14 protein-coding genes are annotated in these 19,958 nt (G+C 70.7%); 10 read left to right on the top strand and 4 right to left on the bottom strand.

Features of this window, described 5'->3' with window-relative positions:
* Window positions 1–39 precede the first annotated feature (39 nt).
* The 9 genes from PSQ21_RS34035 to PSQ21_RS33995 all read left to right on the top strand — a co-directional run bounded on the left by PSQ21_RS34035 (window position 40) and on the right by PSQ21_RS33995 (window position 12,999).
* Entirely contained in the window at window positions 40–1,635 is a 1,596-nt protein-coding gene (locus PSQ21_RS34035; RefSeq protein ID WP_274035243.1) for a tryptophan halogenase family protein, read from the top strand.
* 70 nt (window positions 1,636–1,705) lie between these two features.
* Window positions 1,706–3,001, top strand: a complete 1,296-nt coding sequence (locus tag PSQ21_RS34030) for a cation:proton antiporter (protein WP_274035242.1) — start codon at window positions 1,706–1,708, stop codon at window positions 2,999–3,001.
* A complete protein-coding gene (locus PSQ21_RS34025) occupies window positions 2,998–3,507 on the top strand; it encodes a flavin reductase family protein (RefSeq protein WP_274035240.1) in 510 nt (169 codons plus the stop codon). The genes PSQ21_RS34030 and PSQ21_RS34025 overlap by 4 nt, the downstream gene beginning before the upstream one ends.
* An 87-nt stretch (window positions 3,508–3,594) precedes the next feature.
* Window positions 3,595–4,854: a kynureninase gene (gene kynU, locus PSQ21_RS34020; RefSeq protein WP_274035239.1), complete on the top strand. Its 1,260-nt coding sequence runs from the start codon at window positions 3,595–3,597 to the stop codon at window positions 4,852–4,854.
* On the top strand, window positions 4,841–6,334 hold the full coding sequence (locus tag PSQ21_RS34015) for a class I adenylate-forming enzyme family protein (protein ID WP_274035238.1): 1,494 nt from the start codon (window positions 4,841–4,843) through the stop codon (window positions 6,332–6,334). The genes kynU and PSQ21_RS34015 overlap by 14 nt, the downstream gene beginning before the upstream one ends.
* Window positions 6,331–8,121: an FAD-dependent monooxygenase gene (locus PSQ21_RS34010; protein WP_274035236.1), complete on the top strand. Its 1,791-nt coding sequence runs from the start codon at window positions 6,331–6,333 to the stop codon at window positions 8,119–8,121. The genes PSQ21_RS34015 and PSQ21_RS34010 overlap by 4 nt, the downstream gene beginning before the upstream one ends.
* Window positions 8,122–8,216: 95 nt before the next feature.
* A complete protein-coding gene (locus PSQ21_RS34005; protein ID WP_274035235.1) occupies window positions 8,217–9,752 on the top strand; it encodes an FAD-binding oxidoreductase in 1,536 nt (511 codons plus the stop codon).
* Window positions 9,753–10,021: 269 nt separating this feature from the next.
* Complete coding sequence (locus PSQ21_RS34000) at window positions 10,022–12,511, top strand: molybdopterin oxidoreductase family protein (protein WP_274035233.1); 2,490 nt, start codon at window positions 10,022–10,024, stop codon at window positions 12,509–12,511.
* The gene (locus PSQ21_RS33995) at window positions 12,508–12,999 is read left to right on the top strand and encodes a hypothetical protein (protein ID WP_274035232.1); all 492 of its coding nucleotides are present in this window, start codon (window positions 12,508–12,510) and stop codon (window positions 12,997–12,999) included. The genes PSQ21_RS34000 and PSQ21_RS33995 overlap by 4 nt, the downstream gene beginning before the upstream one ends.
* Before the next feature lie 141 nt (window positions 13,000–13,140).
* Here PSQ21_RS33995 and PSQ21_RS33990 read toward each other — a convergent pair whose 3' ends face one another.
* The 3 genes from PSQ21_RS33990 to PSQ21_RS33980 are packed head-to-tail and all read right to left on the bottom strand — an operon-like array spanning window position 13,141 to window position 16,834.
* Window positions 13,141–14,943 carry an IucA/IucC family protein gene (locus tag PSQ21_RS33990; protein WP_274035231.1) on the bottom strand — a complete coding sequence of 601 codons (1,803 nt, stop codon included), beginning with the start codon at window positions 14,941–14,943 and terminating at the stop codon, window positions 13,141–13,143.
* Window positions 14,940–15,521 (bottom strand): GNAT family N-acetyltransferase, encoded by a 582-nt coding sequence (locus tag PSQ21_RS33985; protein WP_274035230.1) that lies wholly within the window; start codon window positions 15,519–15,521, stop codon window positions 14,940–14,942. The genes PSQ21_RS33990 and PSQ21_RS33985 overlap by 4 nt, the downstream gene beginning before the upstream one ends.
* Window positions 15,518–16,834, bottom strand: a complete 1,317-nt coding sequence (locus PSQ21_RS33980; protein ID WP_274035229.1) for a lysine N(6)-hydroxylase/L-ornithine N(5)-oxygenase family protein — start codon at window positions 16,832–16,834, stop codon at window positions 15,518–15,520. Before PSQ21_RS33980 ends, PSQ21_RS33985 begins: the two co-directional genes overlap by 4 nt.
* 323 nt (window positions 16,835–17,157) lie before the next feature.
* Between PSQ21_RS33980 and PSQ21_RS33975 the strand changes: the two genes are divergently transcribed.
* Window positions 17,158–19,272 carry a penicillin acylase family protein gene (locus PSQ21_RS33975; RefSeq protein ID WP_274035227.1) on the top strand — a complete coding sequence of 705 codons (2,115 nt, stop codon included), beginning with the start codon at window positions 17,158–17,160 and terminating at the stop codon, window positions 19,270–19,272.
* A 14-nt stretch (window positions 19,273–19,286) separates the two neighbouring features.
* Here PSQ21_RS33975 and PSQ21_RS33970 read toward each other — a convergent pair whose 3' ends face one another.
* Window positions 19,287–19,949 carry an NADPH-dependent F420 reductase gene (locus PSQ21_RS33970; protein ID WP_274035225.1) on the bottom strand — a complete coding sequence of 221 codons (663 nt, stop codon included), beginning with the start codon at window positions 19,947–19,949 and terminating at the stop codon, window positions 19,287–19,289.
* Between the last annotated feature and the right edge of the window lie 9 nt (window positions 19,950–19,958).

Below are 19,958 nucleotides of genomic sequence, written 5' to 3'. Positions count from 1 at the left end.
CCACTCCCTGCAACCAATCACCTTGGGGTTAACACAGCCATGACCAATGACAACCGGATCAAGAGCATCGTCGTGCTCGGAGGCGGTACCGCGGGCTGGATGTCCGCCGCCTACCTGGGGCGCGCGCTGGGCGACACCGTGAAGATCACGGTGCTGGAGGCGCCGGCGATTCCCCGGATCGGCGTCGGCGAGGCCACCATCGCCAACCTCCAGAAGGTGTTCTTCGACTTCCTCGGACTGAGCGAGGAGGAGTGGATGCCGGAGTGCAACGCCAGCTTCAAGATGGGCATCCGATTCGTCAACTGGCGGACGCCCGGCGCAGGTCAGTCCGACGGTCGCCCGCACGGCCAGGGCAAGGACCACTTCGACCACCTCTTCGGACTCCTGCCCGAGCACGACAACCTGCCGCTCTCGCACTACTGGACGCACAAGCGGCTCAACGGGCTGACCGAGGAGCCGTTCGACCGCTCCTGCTACCCGCAGCCTGCGGTCTTCGACCGGAAGCTCTCCCCGCGCTATCTCGACGGGACCAAGTGGGCCAGCTACGCCTGGCACTTCGACGCCAACCTGGTCGCCAACTTCCTGCGGCGGTTCTCCACCGAGAGGCAGGGCGCCGTCCACATCGAGGACAAGTTCGTCGGGGCGGAGATCGACCAGCGCGGCCACATCACCTCCATCAGGACCGAGGGCGGTCTCACGCTGGAGGCCGACCTCTTCGTCGACTGCTCCGGCTTCCGCAGCCTGCTCATCAACCAGACGATGAAGGAACCGTTCCTGGACATGAGCGACCACCTGCTCAACGACCGTGCGGTCGCCACGCAGGTGCCCCACGACGACGAGGCCAACGGCATCGAGCCGTTCACCTCATCGATCGCGATGTCGTCCGGCTGGACCTGGAAGATCCCCATGCTCGGCCGCTTCGGCACCGGCTACGTCTACTCCAGCCGGTTCGCCACACAGGACGAGGCCACCGAGGAGTTCTGCCGCATGTGGGGCCTCGACCCCGAGAAGCAGCCCCTCAACCACGTCAAGTTCCGCGTCGGCCGCAACCGCCGCGCCTGGGTCAAGAACTGCGTCGGCATCGGCCTGGCCTCGTGCTTCCTGGAGCCGCTCGAGTCCACCGGCATCTACTTCGTCTACGCGGCCCTCTTCCAGCTGGTGAAGAACTTCCCCGACAAGCGCTTCGACCCCGCCCTGACCAACCGCTTCAACGGCGAGATCGAGACCATGTTCGACGACACGCGGGACTTCGTGCAGGCGCACTTCAGCTTCGCCCCGCGCAACGACACGCCGTTCTGGCGCGCCTGCAAGGAGCTTGAGCTCGCCGAGGGCTTCAAGGAGAAGGTCGCGCTCTACAAGTCCGGCCTCGGTGTGAACCTGCCGATCACGGACGAGAGCAACTATTACGGCAACTTCGAGGCGGAGTTCCGCAACTTCTGGAGCAACGCGAACTACTACTGCGTGTTCGCGGGCCTCGATGTCCTGCCCGACCATTCCATGCCCGCGCTCGCCCACCGCCCCGAGTCGATCGCCACCGTCGAGGCCGCGTTCGCCGAGGTCAAGAAGCGCGAGGACGAACTGCTGAGGACCCTGCCCAGCACCTACGACTACCTGCGTCAGCTGCACGGCAAGTAGGCCTCTCGAGCCGCCCGGGCCCTGCGCGGCCCGGGCGGCCGGTCTCCTCCCGACACCGACAGGAACCCCCGTGACAGCCCCGGAACTACTGCTTCGAGCCGCTCATCTGCTCGCGGTCCTCAGTGCTGCGGTGCTGGTCGTGCGTGCGGGCCGGCTGGTGGCTCGCACCACCCGGCAGCCCGAGGTGATCGGCGAGATCGTGGCGGGCCTGCTGATCGGCCCCGTCCTCATCCAACTGCTCGGACCCGAGACCTTTCGGACACTCCTCCCCGACGCCGTCCTCGACAACCTCAAGACGATCTCCGAAGCCGGTCTCGTCCTGTTCATGGTGGGGATGGTCGGCCATCTCCACCCGCGTCCCGCCGGCTCCAGGTCCAAGCCCACCCGGTGGGTCATCGCGGGATCGTTCCTGCCCGCGTTCGCCGCGGGACTGATGCTCGCGGGCTGGGTGCTGCTCACCGACGACCGTGCCGCCCGCGGCGACGCCCCGCTGGCCTCCTTCCTGCTCGTGGTCGCGGTGTCCATGTCCATCACCGCGGTCCCGGTGCTGGCCCGGATCCTCGACGACCGGGGGATGGCGGACACCGCCACGGGCCGCACCGCGCTCCTCGCCGCGATCGTGATCGACTGCGTGGCGTGGCTGTTGCTCCCCGTGGCGGTGGGTCTGCGCTCCGGCGACATCAGCGGCCTCCTGCGGGCTGCCGGGGTCCTCGCCGCGGGCACACTCGTGGCGGTGGCGGTGCGCACGCTGCTCGCGACCCACGTCAGTACCCGTGCCTGTACACGGTTCCCCAGGGCCGCCGCGCTCCTGGTCGCCCTGTTCGCCATCGCCCTGGCCTTCACGATGGAGAAGCACGGCATGACCGCGATCGTGGGAGCCGTGCTCGCCGGGCTGGCCGTCCCCACCCGGAACCGCAAGGTGTGGCAGCGCCCCGTGGCCGGCGTGACCAAGGTCGGACACGCGCTGGTGCCCGTCTTCTTCGTGGTCAGTGGCATCACCGTACTGACCGAGGCTCTGGGATCCGCGTCGGCCGTCCTGATCACGCTCACCATCCTGCTCGGAACCGCCGGCAAGGCGGTGGGCGGGTACGTCGGTGCGCGCCTGGGCCAGTACGGACACTTCGACGCCCTGCGGATCGGGACGCTGATGAACACCCGCGGACTCACCGAGCTGATCGTGCTCCAGATCGGCTACAGCACCGGCGTGCTGACCGGCACGCTCTACCTCGCCCTCCTCGTCATGGCGCTGGCCACCACGGCCCTGACCGGGCCCGCCCTGCTGACCATCGACCGCGCCGAACACCGCCGCCTGCTGGACACGGATGCGGCCTCTGGGCTCGCACCAGCGAGAGGAAACGTTTCGTGACCGACCTATCGACCATGTCCCCCAAACCCGTGACACCCGAGGAGTTCCGCACCCTCATGTCCGAGTTCCCCACCGGGGTCTCCGTCGTCACGACGCACGACCGCGAAGGGCGGCCGTGGGGCATGACCTGTTCCTCGCTGTGCAGCCTCAGCGTGTCACCGCCGACGGTCCTGGCCTGCCTGCGCTCGGAGAGTCCCACGCTCGCCGCCCTGCTGGAGAGCGGCGCCTTCGCCGTGAACCTGCTGCACGGAAAGGCGCAGTCCGCCGCCGCGCTGTTCAGCTCCGGGGACTCCGACCGGTTCGACCGGGTGCCGTGGTCGCCCGGCGGGGGCGGGCCCCACCTCCTGGAGCAGGCGCACGCCGTCGCGGACTGCCGGGTCACCAGGACCGCCGACGGCGACACCCACATCATCGTGTTCGGCGAGGTCTTCGGCGTCACCACCGTGCCGGACCTCCAGCCCCTGCTCTACGGACGGCGACGCTACAGCACCTGGCCGGAAGCCTGACCGCCTCGCCGCGTCCCCGGCGCGGGCGTCCACGGACGCCCGCCCGCACGACACGACGACCCCAGAATCGGATCGGAGATCCCGTACATGACGAGCCGAGCAGCCGCCGAGCGGCTGGACCGTGCCGACCCCCTCGCACCCGCTCGTGACCGCTTCGAGCTTCCGCCCGGCATCGTGTACCTGGACGGCAACTCTCTCGGCGCCATGCCGGCCGGCGTGCCGGACGCCCTGGACCGCACCGTGCGGCAGCAGTGGCGCGACCACCTGATCAAGGGCTGGACCGACGACGGGTGGCTGGACTCCCCCATGCGGACGGGCGACCGCATCGGCCGGCTGATCGGCGCCGCGGCGGGGCAGACCGTGACCGGCGACTCCACCTCCGTACAGCTGTTCAACGCGCTGACGACGGCCGCCCGGCTCAGGCCGGAGCGCACGGTCGTCCTCTCCGACAGCGACGGCTTCCCCACGGACCGCTACCTCGCGTCCTCCGTCGCCAGGATCCTCGGGCTGGAGGTCCGGCAGACCCCCATGGGCGACATCGGTGCCGCCCTGGACGCGTACGGCGACGAGGTCGCCGTCGTCCTGGGCAGTCCGGTCGACTTCCGCACGGGCGAGGCGTTCGACGTGGCGGCGGTGACCGCGCGGGCCCACCGAGCGGGCGCGGTCACGGTGTGGGACCTGTGCCACGCCGCCGGAGCCCTGCCGCTGTCGCTGGACGCGGACGGCGTCGACCTCGCGGTCGGCTGCAGCTACAAGTACCTGTCCGGGGGCCCCGGCGCCCCGGCGTACATCTACGTCGCCCAGCGGCACCGCGCCGCCGCCGACCCGCCCCTGACCGGATGGCTCAGCCATGCCACGCCCTTCGAGATGACGCCCGACTACCGTCCGGCCGACGACATGTCGCGGTTCCGCGTCGGCGCGCCGCACATCCTCTCGCTGTCGGCGCTCCAAGCGGCCCTGGACATGTTCGACGGTGTGTCCATCGAGGACATCCGGGCGAAGAACGTCCTGCTCGGCCGGTTCTTCATCGAGTGCTTCGACGAGCACCTGGCCGGCCTCGGATTCGATCTGGTCACGCCCCGCGAGGACGAACGGCGCGGCAGCCAGGTCACGTTGAGCCACCCGGACGCGTCCCGGCTCATGGACCAACTGGCCGAGCGCGGTGTGATCGGCGATGTGCGTCCGCCCACGCTGCTGCGCTTCGGCTTCAACAGCCTCTACGTCTCGTACATGGACATCCACGATGCCGTGACGGCCCTCGGCGAGCTGGCGGGGTCGAACCGCCTCTCGCGCGGACGGACGGATGCGGCGCACAGACTCATCGGAGAGGCCCATGTGGCTCAGTGAGATTCTCGACCGGCACTGCCAGCAGCGCGGGGACGCGCCCGCCGTGGTGGAGGGCGACCGCAGCCTCACCTGGCTCGAACTCCGGGGGGCCGCGCATTCGATCGCGGCGTACCTGAGCGAGCACGGCGTCCGGCACGGCGACCGTGTCGCCGTGTACTCGCGCAACAGGCTCGAAGTCATCGCGAGTTACTTCGCCCTGGCACACCTGGGGGCGCCCTTCGTCCCCGTCAACCACGCCATGTCGCCGACGGAGTTCGCCGACGCCGCGGAGCGCATGGAGATCCGGCACGTCATGGGCGAACAGCGCCCGGTGGAGAAGCTCGGCCTCGCCGAGGACCGGACGACCGTCTTCGACTCGGAGGAGTTCCAGAAGCTGCTCGTCGCCGGGCGGACCCCGCCGCCGCTCGCCGCGACCATGGACGACCCGCTCGCGGTGCTGCTGACGTCCGGCACGACCGGCGCGCCCAAGGGCGTGCTCCAGACGTCGGGCGCGCTGCGGCAGATGACGCTGTCCTGGCTCGCCCAGGCCCGGGTGGACGACAGCGTCCGCCTGCTCAACCTCAACTCGCTGTCGCACGGCAGCATCACCGCGACGCTCCACTACGTCGCGGCGGGAGCCACCCTGCACGTCATGCGCGAGTTCCAGCCCCGGGCCGTCCTGCGGCAGATCACCGAACGCGGCATCACGCACATATGGATGGTGCCGCAGATGCTGCGGTTCGTGATGATGGCGGTCGGAAAGGACACCAAGGTCCCCAACACGCTGCGCGAGATCATGTTCGGCGCCTCGCCGATGAGCCCCGAGCTGCTCCGGGACGCCCGGCACGCCTTCGGCTGCGGCTTCCGCAACATCTACGGCATGACGGAGGCCGGCGGCACCTTCTGCACCTGGCTGTCGGACGCGTCCACGGAGAAGGACGGCAGCATCCCGCTGGAGTCCAGCGGACGGAGTGTGCCCGGCATCCGCGTCGAGATCCACGACGAGCAGAACCGTCCGCTGCCCGTCGGTGAGATCGGCGAGGTGTGCGTGCTGGCCGCGGGGCGCATGTCGCACTACGTCGGCAACGCGGCCGAGACGAGCCGCACCATCATCGACGACTGGGTCCGCACCGGCGATCTGGGCTGGATGGACGCGAGCGGCTACATCCATCTCAAGGACCGCAAGAAGGACGTGATCAAGCGGGGCGGCCAGAACGTCTTCCCCGCCGAGATCGAGAACGCCATCGCCGGTTTCGACGGAGTGGCGGACGCCGCGGTGATCGGCGTCCCCGACGACGTGTGGGGCGAGGTTCCCCTTGCCTTCGTCGTCGTCGAAGAGGGAGCCACGTTCTCCTCCGACGCCCTCCTCGTCTTCCTGCACGGGCGGCTCTCCTCGTACAAACTCCCGAAGGAGGCGCGGACCGTGTCCGAGATCCCCCGCAACCCCGCGGGGAAGATCCTGCGCCGGGTGCTCGCGGAACAGGTTGGCCCGGCCCTGTGACCGGCCCCCGCTCCGGCAGCGCGCGCAGGACGGTCGCCTGTGTGGGGGCGGGCCCCGCGGGCCTGCTGGCCGCCACCCAGATCAAGAAGGCCCGCCCCGACTGGGACGTCGTCGTCCACGAGCGGTCGCCGAAGGACGTGACCTACGGGTACGGGGTGGTCTTCTCCGACGTCGCGGTCCGCACGATCGAGTTCATGACGCCGTCGCTCGGCGCCCTCCTCTCCTCCCAGGTGACCTGGCAGGACGTCGAGGTCCGGGCGCACGGCCGACGGCACCGCAGTGCGGGCCATGGGTACGTGGCCCTGTCCCGGCAACAGCTGCTCTCCGAACTCGCCGGGCAGGCGCTCCACGCGGGTGTCGAGCTGCGCTACGAGTCGCCCGTCGAGATCGACGGTCTCCGCTCCCGCTACGACCTCGTGGTCGCCGCCGACGGAGCGCGCAGCCGGACCCGGACCGCCCTCGCGACGGCGCTGGGGGCCCGCGTCGGATACGGCCGGTCGCGCTTCGCGTGGCTCGGCACCACCGCCGCGTTCGACGCCATGACGTTCATCTTCGAGGAGACCTCGGCGGGTCCCGTCATCGCTCACGGCTACCCTCACGGCGACGGCATCAGCACGTTCGTGGTGGAGGTGCCGTGCGGAGGCCAGGGGCCACGGGAGGATCTGGAGCAGGACCTCGGCCACTGGTCACAGGTCTTCGCGGAGCACCTCGACGAGAGGCCCCTGCAGGCCAAGGACCTGCGGTGGGCACACTTCCCCACCGTCCACCTCGACCGGTGCGTCCACGAGAACGTGGTGCTGATCGGCGACGCGGCGCACACCGCGCACTACTCGGTGGGCTCCGGGACCCGTCTGGCGCTGGAGGACTCGTTCCTCCTCGGGCAGGCCCTGGGGCGCGAGGACGACATCGGGACCGCTCTGGCGGAGTACGAGCGGCGGCGTATGCCCGGCGTCCGGGAGCTGAGGGCGGCGGGCGAGCGGAGCATGCGCTGGTTCGAGCGCGCCCCGGAATACCTGGCCAGGCCCGCGCCGCAGTTCACCGTGCACCTGCTCAGCCGCGCTTCGCTGGCCCCGCTGGAACGGGTCGAGGCCGACGCCCCCGACCTGGTGGAGCAGGCGACGCGGCTGCTGGCCGGGGACGCGCCGCCGTCCGCCGGTGTGCTCGCGCTGCCCCTGGAGGTGGGCGCCACCCGCCTGCCCGGGCGCCTCGTGCGGGACCTCACCTCCGGCGCCCCCGGGACCGAAGAGCACGAGGACCAGACGTACGGGTGCGTGCTGGGCGCCGCCGAGGACCGGGCGGCGGACCGGGGCTCCGCGTCGCGGGGCCTGCCGCGGGGCGTGGTCGTCGCCGCCGGGGACGTGCCGCTCGGCGGGCGTGCTCACGCCTCGGCTCCGCTCGTCGTGATCGACATGGGGCCGTGCCCGAAGGACCCGGAGCGGGCCACGGCGGAGGCCGAGGCCTTTGCCGGGACCGCGCGCGCCGCCGGGTGGCCGGCCGGTCCGGCCGTCGCCGTACGCACCGGGTTCACCGACGCCGCGGAGGCGGTACTGGCCCGGCTGCGCGTGCTGCGCGCGGCCGGCCTGTGCGACCTGGCCGACCTCGCGGCGCCGCCCGGCGGCACCGCCGAACCGGAGACGGTGCTCGACGCCCTCGAAGCGGCCGACACGGTACGCACGGCCCTGGGGGCCCCGGTCATGCTGAGCGGCTTCCGGGCCCGCCCGGACCAGGTCGCGACGCACATCCTGGCAGGTCGAATCGACGCGTGGTGCGTTCCGGGACCGCAGTAGCCCGGCCCGCGAGCCTGCCGGCGCGGGGCGCTCCTCCGCGGTACCGCCCCGTCGCCATCATCCGCACGAACCGAGTGACAAAGGGAGATTGACAGATGATCAGCCGCAGGACCCTGCTGGGAGCAGGCGCCGGCCTCACCGCCGCCGCCAGCGGAATCGTCACGGCCTCCGTGGCCGGAGCCCGCTCCGCGCCGCGCGTGGACACGAAGTGGGCCGCGCTGCGCGCGTCCCTCACCGGCGATGTGGTGCTCCCCTCCGACATCGGCTACGACAGCGCCAGGATGCTGGCCAGCGCCCAGTTCGACTCCATATATCCGCAAGCGGTCGCCCTCTGTGAGACGCCCCAGGACGTCAGCACGTGCATCCGTTTCGCCCAGGACCACGGCATCCACGCCTCGGTGCGCAGCGGCGGCCACAATTACGGCGGCTGGTCGACGACCGAGGGCCTCGTCATCAATCTGACCCGGATGAACCAGGTCGTGCCCGGGGCCGACCAGGTCCGGCTCGGCCCCGGTGTGCAGACGGTGGACGTCGTGGACCGGCTCAGCGCGAGCGGGCTGACGGTCCCTTCCGGCTTCTGTCCGACCGTCTGTCCCGGCGGTTTCATCACGGGCGGCGGCACCGGCTGGCAGTACCGCAAGTACGGCCCGGCGTCCGACCGGCTGCTCTCGGCCCAGGTGGTCCTGGCTGACGGGCGCGTCGTCACCGCGTCGAAGTACCAGAACGCCGACCTCTTCTGGGCGCTGCGCGGTGGCGGCGGGGGCAACTTCGGCGTGATCACCGACTACCGGATGAAGGCGACCTCCATCCCCCGGGTCGGTCACTACAGCCTGACGTGGTCCTGGGACAAGGCGCAGGCCGCGGTCGCCGGTTACCTGGAGTGGGTGGCGCAGGGCTCCGCCGACCTGGCCTGCGGCGGCGTCCTGCGGATGCCCGACGCGAGCCCGGGGGCCGTGCCCGTGTTCGGCGTCTCCGGTGTGCACTTCGGCTCGATGGAGGCGCTCGACGCCGAGCTGCGGATGCTGTCGGCCCTCATCGGCAGCGAGCCCGCGACGCGCGTGGTGCAGGACCTCACGTACGAGAAGGCGATGATGCGCGTCTTCGGCTGCGAGGACAAGACCGTCGACGCGTGCCACACCACGGGCAGCTCCCCCGAGGCGTCCCTTCCGCGCACCGCCTACATCAAGAACCGCGGCCGGATGTTCAGCCGTGTCCTGCCCCGGACCGGGGTGGACGAGATGCTCGCCGCGTTCGACGCCGACCGCAGGGCCGGCCAGTTCCGCGTCATCAGTCTGCTCGGCCTGGGCAAGAACGCCAATCTGCCGGCCACGGACTCCACGGCCTGGGTGCATCGCGACGCCCTGTACAGCGCGACCATCACGACCAGCCTCAAGGGCTCGTACCTCACCGACGAGGACAAGGCGGCCGCGGGGCAGTGGCTGAACGGCGTGTTCGGAGCGATGGACCCCTACTCCAACAGCCGTTCGTACGCGAACTTCCCTGATCCCGACCTCACGAACTGGGCGGACGCGTATTACGGCTCGAACCTCCCCGAGCTCAGCCGTGTCAAGCGCACGTACGACCCGAACGGGTTCTTCCGTTTCCCCCAGGCCATTCCGGCCTCGGTCTAGCCCGCGTTCGACGTGACGCGCGGGTTCTGAGGGTCCGCCGGAGTCCGCCGCCCGAGGACCGGGCGGCGGACGCGGACCGGGTTCCCTCCCGTACAGGAACAGGGTCGCCCCCATCGAGCGTGCGCGGCCGGCCGGGCCGCCCGGCTTGCCGACGGGTGGCCCTTCCGGGTTACGGCGAACGCGTGGGTCATGTTGAGGGAGGGCCGCTTCGGGTACCGATGACCGGTCGGTACAGGGAGCGCCGCGAGCGCGCAGGCCAGGAGGCACGTGTGAAGACTTCGGTTGACCGGATCGCGCGACCGTGGGGCGGCCGTACTCCTTATGCCCGAGGCGAGGCGTGGCCGGCACGGGAGGACACCCACCTGGCCGAGGGGGTGGAGGCCGCAGGCGTGGAACGATGGGTACAGGCCGCGTCGATTCTGCATTCCGACGGTGACGCCATGGACATCGCCGTCAAGGACGGCCGGATGGTAGGTGTACGCGGCCGGGTGACGGACCGTGTCAACCGCGGCCGGCTGGGGCCGAAGGACGCGTTCGGCTGGCAGGCCAACGCCTCGCGGGACCGGTTGACCAGGCCGCTGATCCGTCGTGACGGACGGTTGGTCGAGACGGACTGGGACACCGCGATGGAGACGGTGGTTGCCCGTTCGCGCGACCTGCTCCAGGAGTGCGGCCCCGGCTCGGTCGGTTTCTACACCTCGGGCCAGCTGTTCCTGGAGGAGTACTACACACTGACGGTCGCGGCACGGGCCGGTATCGGAACGAACCACCTGGACGGCAACACACGGCTGTGCACATCGACGGCGGCGGAGGCGCTCAAGGAGTCCTTCGGCTGCGACGGACAGCCCGGCACCTACGACGACATCGACCACGCGGACGTCATCGCGCTCTTCGGCCACAACCTTGCCGAGACCCAGCCCGTGCAGTGGATGCGCGTTCTCGACCGGCTGGAGGGAAGCGACCCGCCGCGTCTGGTGTGTGTGGACCCGCGGCCCACACGGGTCGCTGGTGCCGCCACCGTGCACCTGGCTCCACGGATCGGAACCAACGTGGCGCTGCTCAACGCGCTCCTGCACGAGATCATCCGCACCGACCGCGTCGACCACGACTACATCGAGGCCCGTACCGTCGGCTTCGACGAACTGGCGAAGACGGTCGAGAACTGCACGCCCGAATGGGCGGAACGCATCTGCGACGTCCCGGCCGCCCGCATCGCGGAGGCCGCGGAAGTGCTCGGCACGGCCGACAGGCTCCTGTCCACCGCCCTGCAGGGCATCTACCAGTCCCACCAGGCCACGGCCGCCGCGGTGCAGATCAACAATCTGCATCTGCTCCGCGGCATGCTGGGGCGGCCGGGCGCCGGAATGCTGCAGATGAACGGGCAGCCCACCGCGCAGAACACCCGGGAGTGCGGGGCGAACGGGGACCTGCCCGGGTTCAGGAACTGGCAGAACGACCAGCACGTGGCCGACCTCGCCGAGGTATGGAATGTCGAGCCCACGACGATCCCGCACTACGCCCCGCCCACCCACGCCATGCAGATGTTCCGCTACGCGGAGCAGGGCTCGATCCGCATGCTGTGGATCAGCGGCACCAACCCCGCTGTCTCCCTGCCCGAGCTGTCCCGGATCCGCTCGATCCTGGCGCAGGACCGGCTTTTCGTCGTGGTGCAGGACCTGTTCCTCACGGAGACCGCACAGCTGGCGGACATCGTTCTGCCAGCGGCGACGTGGGGTGAGAAGACCGGAACCTTCACGAACGCCGACCGCACCGTGCACCTGTCCGACAAGGCCGTCGAACCTCCGGGAGAGGCCAAGCCCGACCTCGACATCTTCCTCGACTACGCCCGGCGGATGGACTTCCAGGACAAGGACGGCGGACCGCTGATCTCCTGGCGCGACCCGGAGTCCGCGTTCGAGGCGTGGAAGCGCTGCAGCGCCGGCCGCCCCTGCGACTACACCGGCCTCACCTACGGCAAGCTCCGCGGCGGCAGCGGCATCCAGTGGCCCTGCAACGAGCGGGCACCGCGGGGAACCGACCGCCTGTACACCGACGGCATCGCCTGGGCGGATCCGGACATGTGCGAGACCTACGGCAAGGACCTGGTCACCGGCGCGTCCGTTTCGGTGGTCGAGTACCGCTCCCTCAACCCGGACGGCAAAGCCATGATCAAAGCCGCCGAGTTCCTTCCGCCGCATGAGGCGCCGAGTGACGACTATCCGTATCAACTGACGACCGGACGCACGCTCTACCACTTTCACACCCGAACCAAGACCGGCCGTGCTCCTCAGCTGAACGCCGCGGCACCCGACGTATGGGTGGAGCTCTCCGCCTCCGACGCGGAAGCCCAAGGACTCGACGAGGGCGACCTCGTCGAGGTCGCCGGCCCGCGTGGCGCCCTGCGGGGGCGGGTGCGGATCACCGGCATCCGTCCCGGACTCCTGTTCGTCCCCTTTCACTACGGCTACTGGGACACGGCCTCCGGCTCCGGCCCCGACGACACGACACCGCCACGGGCGGCCAACGAGACGACCATTACCGACTGGGACCCCGTGTCGAAACAGCCCCTGTTCAAAACGGCGGCAGCCGCGGTCACCCTGGTGGAGAAGAGCGCGGGGCAGCCCGCACCAGCCCCCACGACCACCGCGTCCGCGCCTTCCCGCCCGAGCGGCGTCCGGCCCACCGAGGGTGGTGTCACCGCGAGAGTTCTGGAGTCGACCGGAACGGACCAGGACGACACCGTCGGAGGTCCTCGGTGAACGGCATCGTCCTCACCCTGCGTGCGCTGCACCACGGAGAGCGGCAGCTGGCGAACACGCTCATCGTGATCGGCGAACGCCACAGCTCCGAGCACGAGGTCCACCACGTCGCCAGGGATCTCGCCAGGTGGTCGAACGAGCACTGCCTGCGCTTGGCGGAGACGGCCGGCCACTACGGCCTGGATCTCGACGGGCCTTCGCAGAAGTCCGCTTCGGGGTGGGTGCCGGCCATCGGGGAGAAGACCGCCGAAGCCGTCGGCCACCGCCCGGAACCAGGTCCTCTGCTGCTGAGGGACCTGCGGGAACTGCACCTCGGCGCAGCCGGAAACTCCCTGTACTGGGAGATGCTCGCCCAAGCCGGACAAGCAGCGAAAGACACCCGCCTTCTGGAGCTGGCCGCCTCGTGCCATCCTCGGACACTGCGGCAGATGCGCTGGACCAACACCATGGTCAAGAACCTTTCGCCCCAGCTCCTCACGAGTCCGTGACCACGACCGGGCAGAACCGTCTTCGTACTTCCCCTGGGCAGCGCCGAAGCACCACGCCGCGCGACGTCGGCCTGGCGAGTGTCCGCAAAGTATCGTCGTCCGCCCTCCGGGCGGGCCGGACGAGACTTTGCGGACACGACCCTACGCGTGGGGCGCCAACGGGTTGTCCAGCTCGCCGATCAGCTGCAGGGCGGCCGAGGGATCGGCCAGGTCGACCATCTGCCGGTTGTCGCGCAGCTGGAGGCGATTGAGACAGGACCGCGGGAACGCCTCGGCGAAGATATCGAACCGTTCGAAACGCTCGGCGAGGTGCGGTACCTCCTCGCGGTAGTCGTGCACGCATTCCGCGACCGTCCGCCAGAAGTCGTCCTCGCCGAGGGTCCGCGCCTCATCGAGGATGGCGGAGAGGTAGCGCAGGAAGTTGTCGAAGACATCGGTGAAGATGGACAGCAGCCTCATCTCGTCGGGGATCTCCGCGCGAATGCGCCGCACCGTCTCCGGCAGGTCCGCTTCCGGGTCCATGATGACGATTTCCTCGGCGATGTCCTTGAACACCGCCCTGACCACGGTCCCGTCCTCGTCCAGCACCAGGATCACGTTCTCGCCGTGGGGCATGAACGCCAGGTCGTACGCGTAGAAGCTGTGCAGCAGCGGAGTGAGGTAGGCGTCCAGGTAACGGCGCAGCCACTCCCGGGGGGCCAGAGGGGAGGCGGCGATGAGGGAGACGGCGAAGGACCCTCCGTCGCGGTCCGTGTGCAGCAGGGAGGCCATGGTCGCCAGGCGCTCGCCGGGGGCCAGAGCGGGTGTCGGACTCTCGCGCCACAGCGCGGCGAGCATCTTGCGGTAGGGGGAGAAGCGGTCGGTGGCCGCCTCGTACTGGGGGTGCCGGTAGCCGATGGCCGCCTGTTCGCGCAGGATCGTCAGTCCGGTGCCCCGCAGCAGCGGGTCGCCCGCGATGAGGTCGGCCAGCCAGTCGTTGATCGCCGGCGTCGCCTCCATGTAGGCGGCCGACAGCCCGCGCATGAACCCCATGTTGAGCACGGAGATGGCGGTCTTGACGTACCGCCGCTCGGGCCGGTCCGCGTTGAAGAAGGTCCGGATGGACTGCTGCGGCAGATAGGCGTCCTCGCCCCGGCCCAGATGGACCAGCCTGCGGGTGGCCACCTCGCCGGCGAAGGTGATGCTGATCCGGTTGGTCCACTGCCAGGGGTGGACAGGGAAGAAGAAGTAGTGCGCGGGGTCCAGCCCCAGGTCCGTCAGCACTGCCTCGAAGCGCCCCCGCTGGGCGCCTCCCAGCTCCTGCTCGATCAGCGAGTCGTAGTCGATGTCCGAACAGGAGGTGAACACCGTCCGCTCGCGGTGGGCGGCGAGCCACACCAGGCGGACCGGGGACGCGGCCTCGGGCGCGTACTGGTGGAACTCCTCGATATCGAAGCCGATCCTGCCGTTGTTGGCGACGAAACCGGGATGCCCCTCCGTCATGCCCGACTCGACGGCCTGGAAGCCGGCGCGGGTCAGCTCGGCGGCGGGCACGTGCGCGCGGGAGAGCTTGTACGCGGCGGAGGACAGGGTTGAGTTGATCTCCTCCAGGTAGACCGGCAGCACCTCGTCGCTCAGCCCGAGGGAGCCGCGCAGCTCGAGGATCAGGTCAGCGGCGTCCAACGCGAGTTCCACCTCGCCCTGGTGGCGGGTGATGCTGTGGGGGTCGATCTGCCAGTGGTCGAGGGCCATGCGCCGGGCGGCGAAGCGGTACGCGACGGCGCCGTCGTCCGAGCGGACCGTGTAGCGGCCCCCGCCCTCGGGATCGGGGCGCAACAGCTTCTCGTGGGCGAACTCGGCCAGCGCCTTCCGTACGAGGGCGCGGTTGGCCGCCGCCCAGGCGTCCGGACGCAGGTGCGCCACCGTGTCGCGGGCGGCCGGGTGGTCGGTGGTGCCCGTGCTCATGAGGTGATCCCTTCGGTCGCGGCCCGGAACTGTTCCCGGGTGCAGAAGCTCAGCAGCGCCTCTTTCTCCGGCTTGGCCAGCGGCCCTCGCGGTACGAAGCCGACGGCGGCGTTGAGGGCGTGTACGGCCGTGTTGCGCAGGTCCGGCTCGACCACCACGCGCCGGACTGCGGGGTCGTCGAAGAGATAAGCCATCACGGCGGTGATCACGGCGCGGCTGAAGCCGTGCCGGGGCCGGTCGGTGGGCGCGCAGAGGAAGTGCATGCCGATGTCCCCCGGGCGGGCCGGGTACAGGCCCGCCAGCTCCACGTGCTCGGGGTCGTAGCGCTCGATGAGGAAGCAGGGCGTGCCGTCGAGCGTGCCGACGAACGCCTCGTGGTGCGGGTGGTCGGCGACCTCGCGGTAGAAGTGCTCCACCTCGTCGACGCTCTGGTCCTGCATCAGCCAGTAGGCGGCCTTGGGATGGGTGACCCAGGAGTGCAGCAGGACACGGTCCGCCGCGGGGTCGAGGGGGTGCACGGCCAGGGTGCCCAGCGCCGAGGTGTGTGCGAACAGGGTGGGGCGGTCGAAGTCGTTCACGCGATGACGTCCTCGGGGGCGCCGAACTCCTGGAAGGCGATGGACTTCTCGATCGGGTAGACCTCCCGGCCGACCAGCTCGCGGATGATGGAGGAGTTGCGGTAGGCGCCCATTCCGAGATCCGGGGAGGTGACGCTGTGCGCGTGCGGGGCCCCGTTCTGGAGAAACACCCCTCGGCCGCCGGTGTCGACGCTGTAGTTGCGGGCGACGTCGAGGCGGCCGTGGCCGTCCCACCGCAGCCGGTCCCGCACGGGTTCCAGGAACGCGGGCGGTGCGCAGGAGTATCCGGTGGCGAGGACCAGGCCGTGCGTCGTGAGAGTGAACTCGCGGTCCTGCTCGCAGTGGTGCAGTCCCAGCGTGTAGACGCCCTCGGCCTCGTCGTACCGCGCGCTGTGCACGGCGGAGTTCGTCAGGAGTCTGGTGGCGACCGGGCCCGCGAGGTTTTTCTGGTAGATCAGGTCGTAGATCCCGTTGATCAGGTCGGCGTCGATCCCCTTGGACAGCATCTTCTGCTGCCCCTCCAGCCGGTACCGGGTGGCTTCGGGAAGCGCGTGGTAGTAGTCCACGTACTCCGGCGAGGTCATCTCCAGGGTGAGTTTGGTGTATTCCAGGGGGAAGAACCGCGGCGACCTGGTCACCCAGTTGAGCCGGTATCCGTGGGTGTCGATGTCACCGAGCAGGTCGTAGTAGATCTCCGCTGCGCTCTGCCCGGAGCCGACGACCGTCACCGACTCCTTCGCCTGGAGCACGGCCTTGTTGCTCAGGTAGGCGGAGTTGTGGATCACGTCGCCCTTCAGCCCCCGGCAGGAATCCGGTATGTGGGGCGGAGTGCCGGTGCCGACCACGAGATGACGGCCGTAGTGGCGGACGCGGTCGCCCGTCGCCGTGCGCTCCGACGTGACGACGTAGACGCCGGCCGACTCGTCGAAGTCCACCCGCTCGACGCGGTGGCCGAAGCGCAGCGACGTCAGACGGTCCGCCGCCCAGCGACAGTAGTCGTTGTACTCGGCCCGCAGCGGGTAGAACCGCTCGCGGATGTAGAACGAGTAGAGGCGCCCCTTCTCCTTGAGATAACTGAGGAAGGAGTACGGGGACGTCGGGTCGGCAAGCGTGACCAGGTCCGCCATGAAGGGCACCTGCAGGGTGGCGAAGTCCAGCATCATGTCCGGATGCCACGAGAACCGGTCCTCGGACTCCAGGAAGACGCCGTCGAGTTCATCGAGCGGTGCGGTCAGGCAGGCGAGTCCGAGGTTGAAGGGACCGAGGCCTATCGCGACGAAATCGTGGACTTCGCCGGTGGCGTGAGCGGGCATGGGTTCTCCAGTCCAGCGGGGGGTGTTCCAGGGCTGCGGGGCGGGACCCGCTGCTCGGGGCGGTGCCCGGTGCGTGGTGGCGCGGACCCCCGGACGGCACGCACCGGCTCCGCGGCGTCTGTCCGGACGGGTCCCCGGACCGGGCTGCCGCCCGAGTCCCGCTTTCCGGCCGTTGCTCCGAGGTCCCGCCGAAGGCCACTCCGGCATACCCGTCCGATGGTTCCTTGCCGACCAGTTAGATTATCTGTCCGATCTTCCGTGACCGCAGCCACCCCGGAGCGGTGCGCACGCGGACTGCTGGGAAACCACCCCGAGGAGCTCGCTTGAGTGCCCGCGTCTACCGAGACAGCCACGGCATACCCCATCTGCGGGCCGCGGACCCCGTCGAACTCGCCCATGCGCAGGGGGCGGCGACGGCCCGGGACCGGGCCTGGCAACTGGAGGTCGAGCGCCGGCGCGCCCTCGGTTCCTCCGCCGCCTTCCTGGGGCCGGACCACCTGCCCTGGGACCTGCTCGCCCGGCGGGTGAGACTGGCGGACACCGCGCGCCGCTGTTACGCCGGTCTCTCGCCCGTGACGGCCGCATGGGTGCGCGCCTACACCGACGGCGTCAACTCCGCCCTGCCGCGGTCCGCCGCCTCGGCCCCCGAGTTCGCCGATGCGGCGATCGCCCCGGGAGAGTGGGAGCCGTGGGCGCCGCTGGCGATCTGGCTCTCCCACCACCTGCTCTTCGCGGGCTTCCCCGCGAAGCTCTGGCGTGACCGGGTCGCCTCCGTCATGGGCTCCGAAGCGGTCGCCCGCTTCGCCACGGACGGGCCGACGGGCTCGGGCAGCAACGGCTGGCTGCTCGACGGCGGGAGGACCTCTTCCGGGCTGCCGCTGCTGGCGGGCGACCCCCACCGCTTCATCGAGGCGCCGGGCATCTACCAGCAGATCCGGCTCGCCTGCCCGGAGTTCGACGTGCTGGGGTTCGCCGTCCCCGGGGTTCCCGGCATCGCGCACTTCGCCCACGCCGGGACGGTGGCCTGGGGCATCACCAACGCCATGGCCGACTACCAGGACCTCTACCGTGAGCGGTTGAGGCAGGTGCCCGGCCCGGGGCGGGGCGGTGTCGAGGCCTGGGGCGCCGACGGCTGGGAGCCCGCCGAGACCGGCGTCGAGACGGTGGAGGTCCTCGGACGGGAGCCGGTGACGGTCCGTACGGTGGAGACGCGGCGCGGACCGGTGGTGATCGGGGGGCCGCCCGAGGACGCGCTCGCCGAGGACGCCTTCGCCGATACGGACCCCGGGGCGGCGGGGCGCTGGCGCGCCGTCAGTCTGCGCTGGCCGGCCCGGGTGCTCGGTTCGCTCGGCTTCGAGGCGCTCCCCGCTCTGCTGCGGGCCCGCACGGTCGCGGACGTCGACCGGGCGATGGACCACTGGGTGGAGCCCGTCAACGTGGTGCTGGCCGCCGACACCCGGGGAGGCCTCCTCCACCGGGTGGCCGGCGCCGTCCCCGTACGGACCGAAGCGGCCCGGCACGGCGTCGTGGACGCCTGGGACGCCGGGGCCGCGTGGTCCGGCGACTGGGAGCCGATGCCCCGTGCCGAGGTTCGCGGCCAGGCGGTCATGGCCAACGAGCGGGCGCTGTCCGCACCGTTCGGCGTCGAGTTCTCCGCCCCGCACCGCGCCCGTCGCATCGCCGAACTGCTCGGCTCCCGCCCCCGGTGGTCGGCGGCGGAGCTGCCCGGTGTCCACACCGACACCCTGCTGCCCACCGCCTCCGTGCTCCTGGACCGGCTGATCGTCCCGCAGCGGGAACTCTCCGCCGGGGCCGAGGCGTTGCGCTCGGCGCTCGTCGACTGGGACCGGCGCATGGACGCCGCGTCGCGGGGCGCCGCCGTGTTCGCCGCCTGGCGGGGGGCGCTCGCCCGGCGTCTGACGGACGACCCCGCCCTGTCCGGGCTCGCCGTACGCCCCGACGATCCTGAGGTGTTCCGGCCCTGGCTGGCGCCGCTCACCCGGGTCGGCTACGCCCTGGAACACCTGACGGTCCCCGGCGCGCTGCCGGACGTGGACGTGATGGCGCACGCCCGGGAGGCGCTCGAACGGGTGGCGGCCGACGGAGCGCCCGCGACCTGGGGCGAGACCCACCGACTGGCCCTGTGGGAGGCGGTGCCCGGCAAGGACACACCGCGGCCACCGGTGCACGGCGACCACGACTGCGTGATGTCCTCCTCCAGCGTGCCGGGCCTGACCGACCTCAGCGCCCGCGCTTCCGCCGCCCGTTACGTCTGGGACCTGCACCGCCGGGAGAACAGCGCGTGGATCACCCCGCTCGGAGCCTCCGGGACGCCCGGCTCGCCCCACTACGCCGACCAGCTGCCGCTGTGGCTGCGGGGCGAGCTGGCTCCGGTCGTGACCGACTGGTCCGCGCTCACCGAGGAGACCGGCCTCTGACGGCCGGCCGGGCCTCAACGGACGATCTTGAAACCGAAGAGGTGGGTGCCCAGCGCCCGCGAGGTGTCGATCCACATGCGCAGCATCATCTCGGTGGCGCGGGACGTGACGATGCCGCCGAGGTCGAGCACGTCCCGCCAGCCCAGTGCCCGCAGCAGCTCCGCCACCCGGGCCTTGGCCGCCTCGTCGTCACCGCTGAGGAACACCGTGTGGTCGGGCCCGACCGCGTCGGGCCGGGGCATCACCTGCGCCGCCAGGGTGTTGAACGTCTTCACCACGAAGGCGCCGGGCAGGGCGCGCTGGATCGCCTCGCCGAGGCTGTCGGTGTTGACCGGATCGAGGACCGCGTCCGGACGCGACCAGTCGTAGGGGCTGGAGACGTCCATCACCACGTGCCCGGTCAGCCCCTCGGCGAGCGGGGCGAGCGCCTCCAGGCAGGCCGGTCCGGAGACCGCGTTGACGACCAGTCCGGCGCGGTCGGCGGCCTCGACGGCGTCCGCGAAGGACACGAGCCGCAGCTCCGGGTGGCGGGCGGCCAGCAGACGGTAGGGGTGGTTGCCCGCCAGGGTCGCTTCCGGGTCGCGGGTGCCGACGACGACCTCGTGACCGAGGGACAGGAAAGCCGGGGCGAGGTGGCGGCAGACTTCGCCGGTGCCGAGGATGACGGTCTTCATCATGGTGTCCTT

It is taken from the genome of Streptomyces sp. MMBL 11-1 (assembly GCF_028622875.1).
GTDB lineage: Bacteria > Actinomycetota > Actinomycetes > Streptomycetales > Streptomycetaceae > Streptomyces.
Note: the sequence above shows the minus strand (reverse complement) of the source record. Positions and strands in the feature narration are given on the sequence as shown.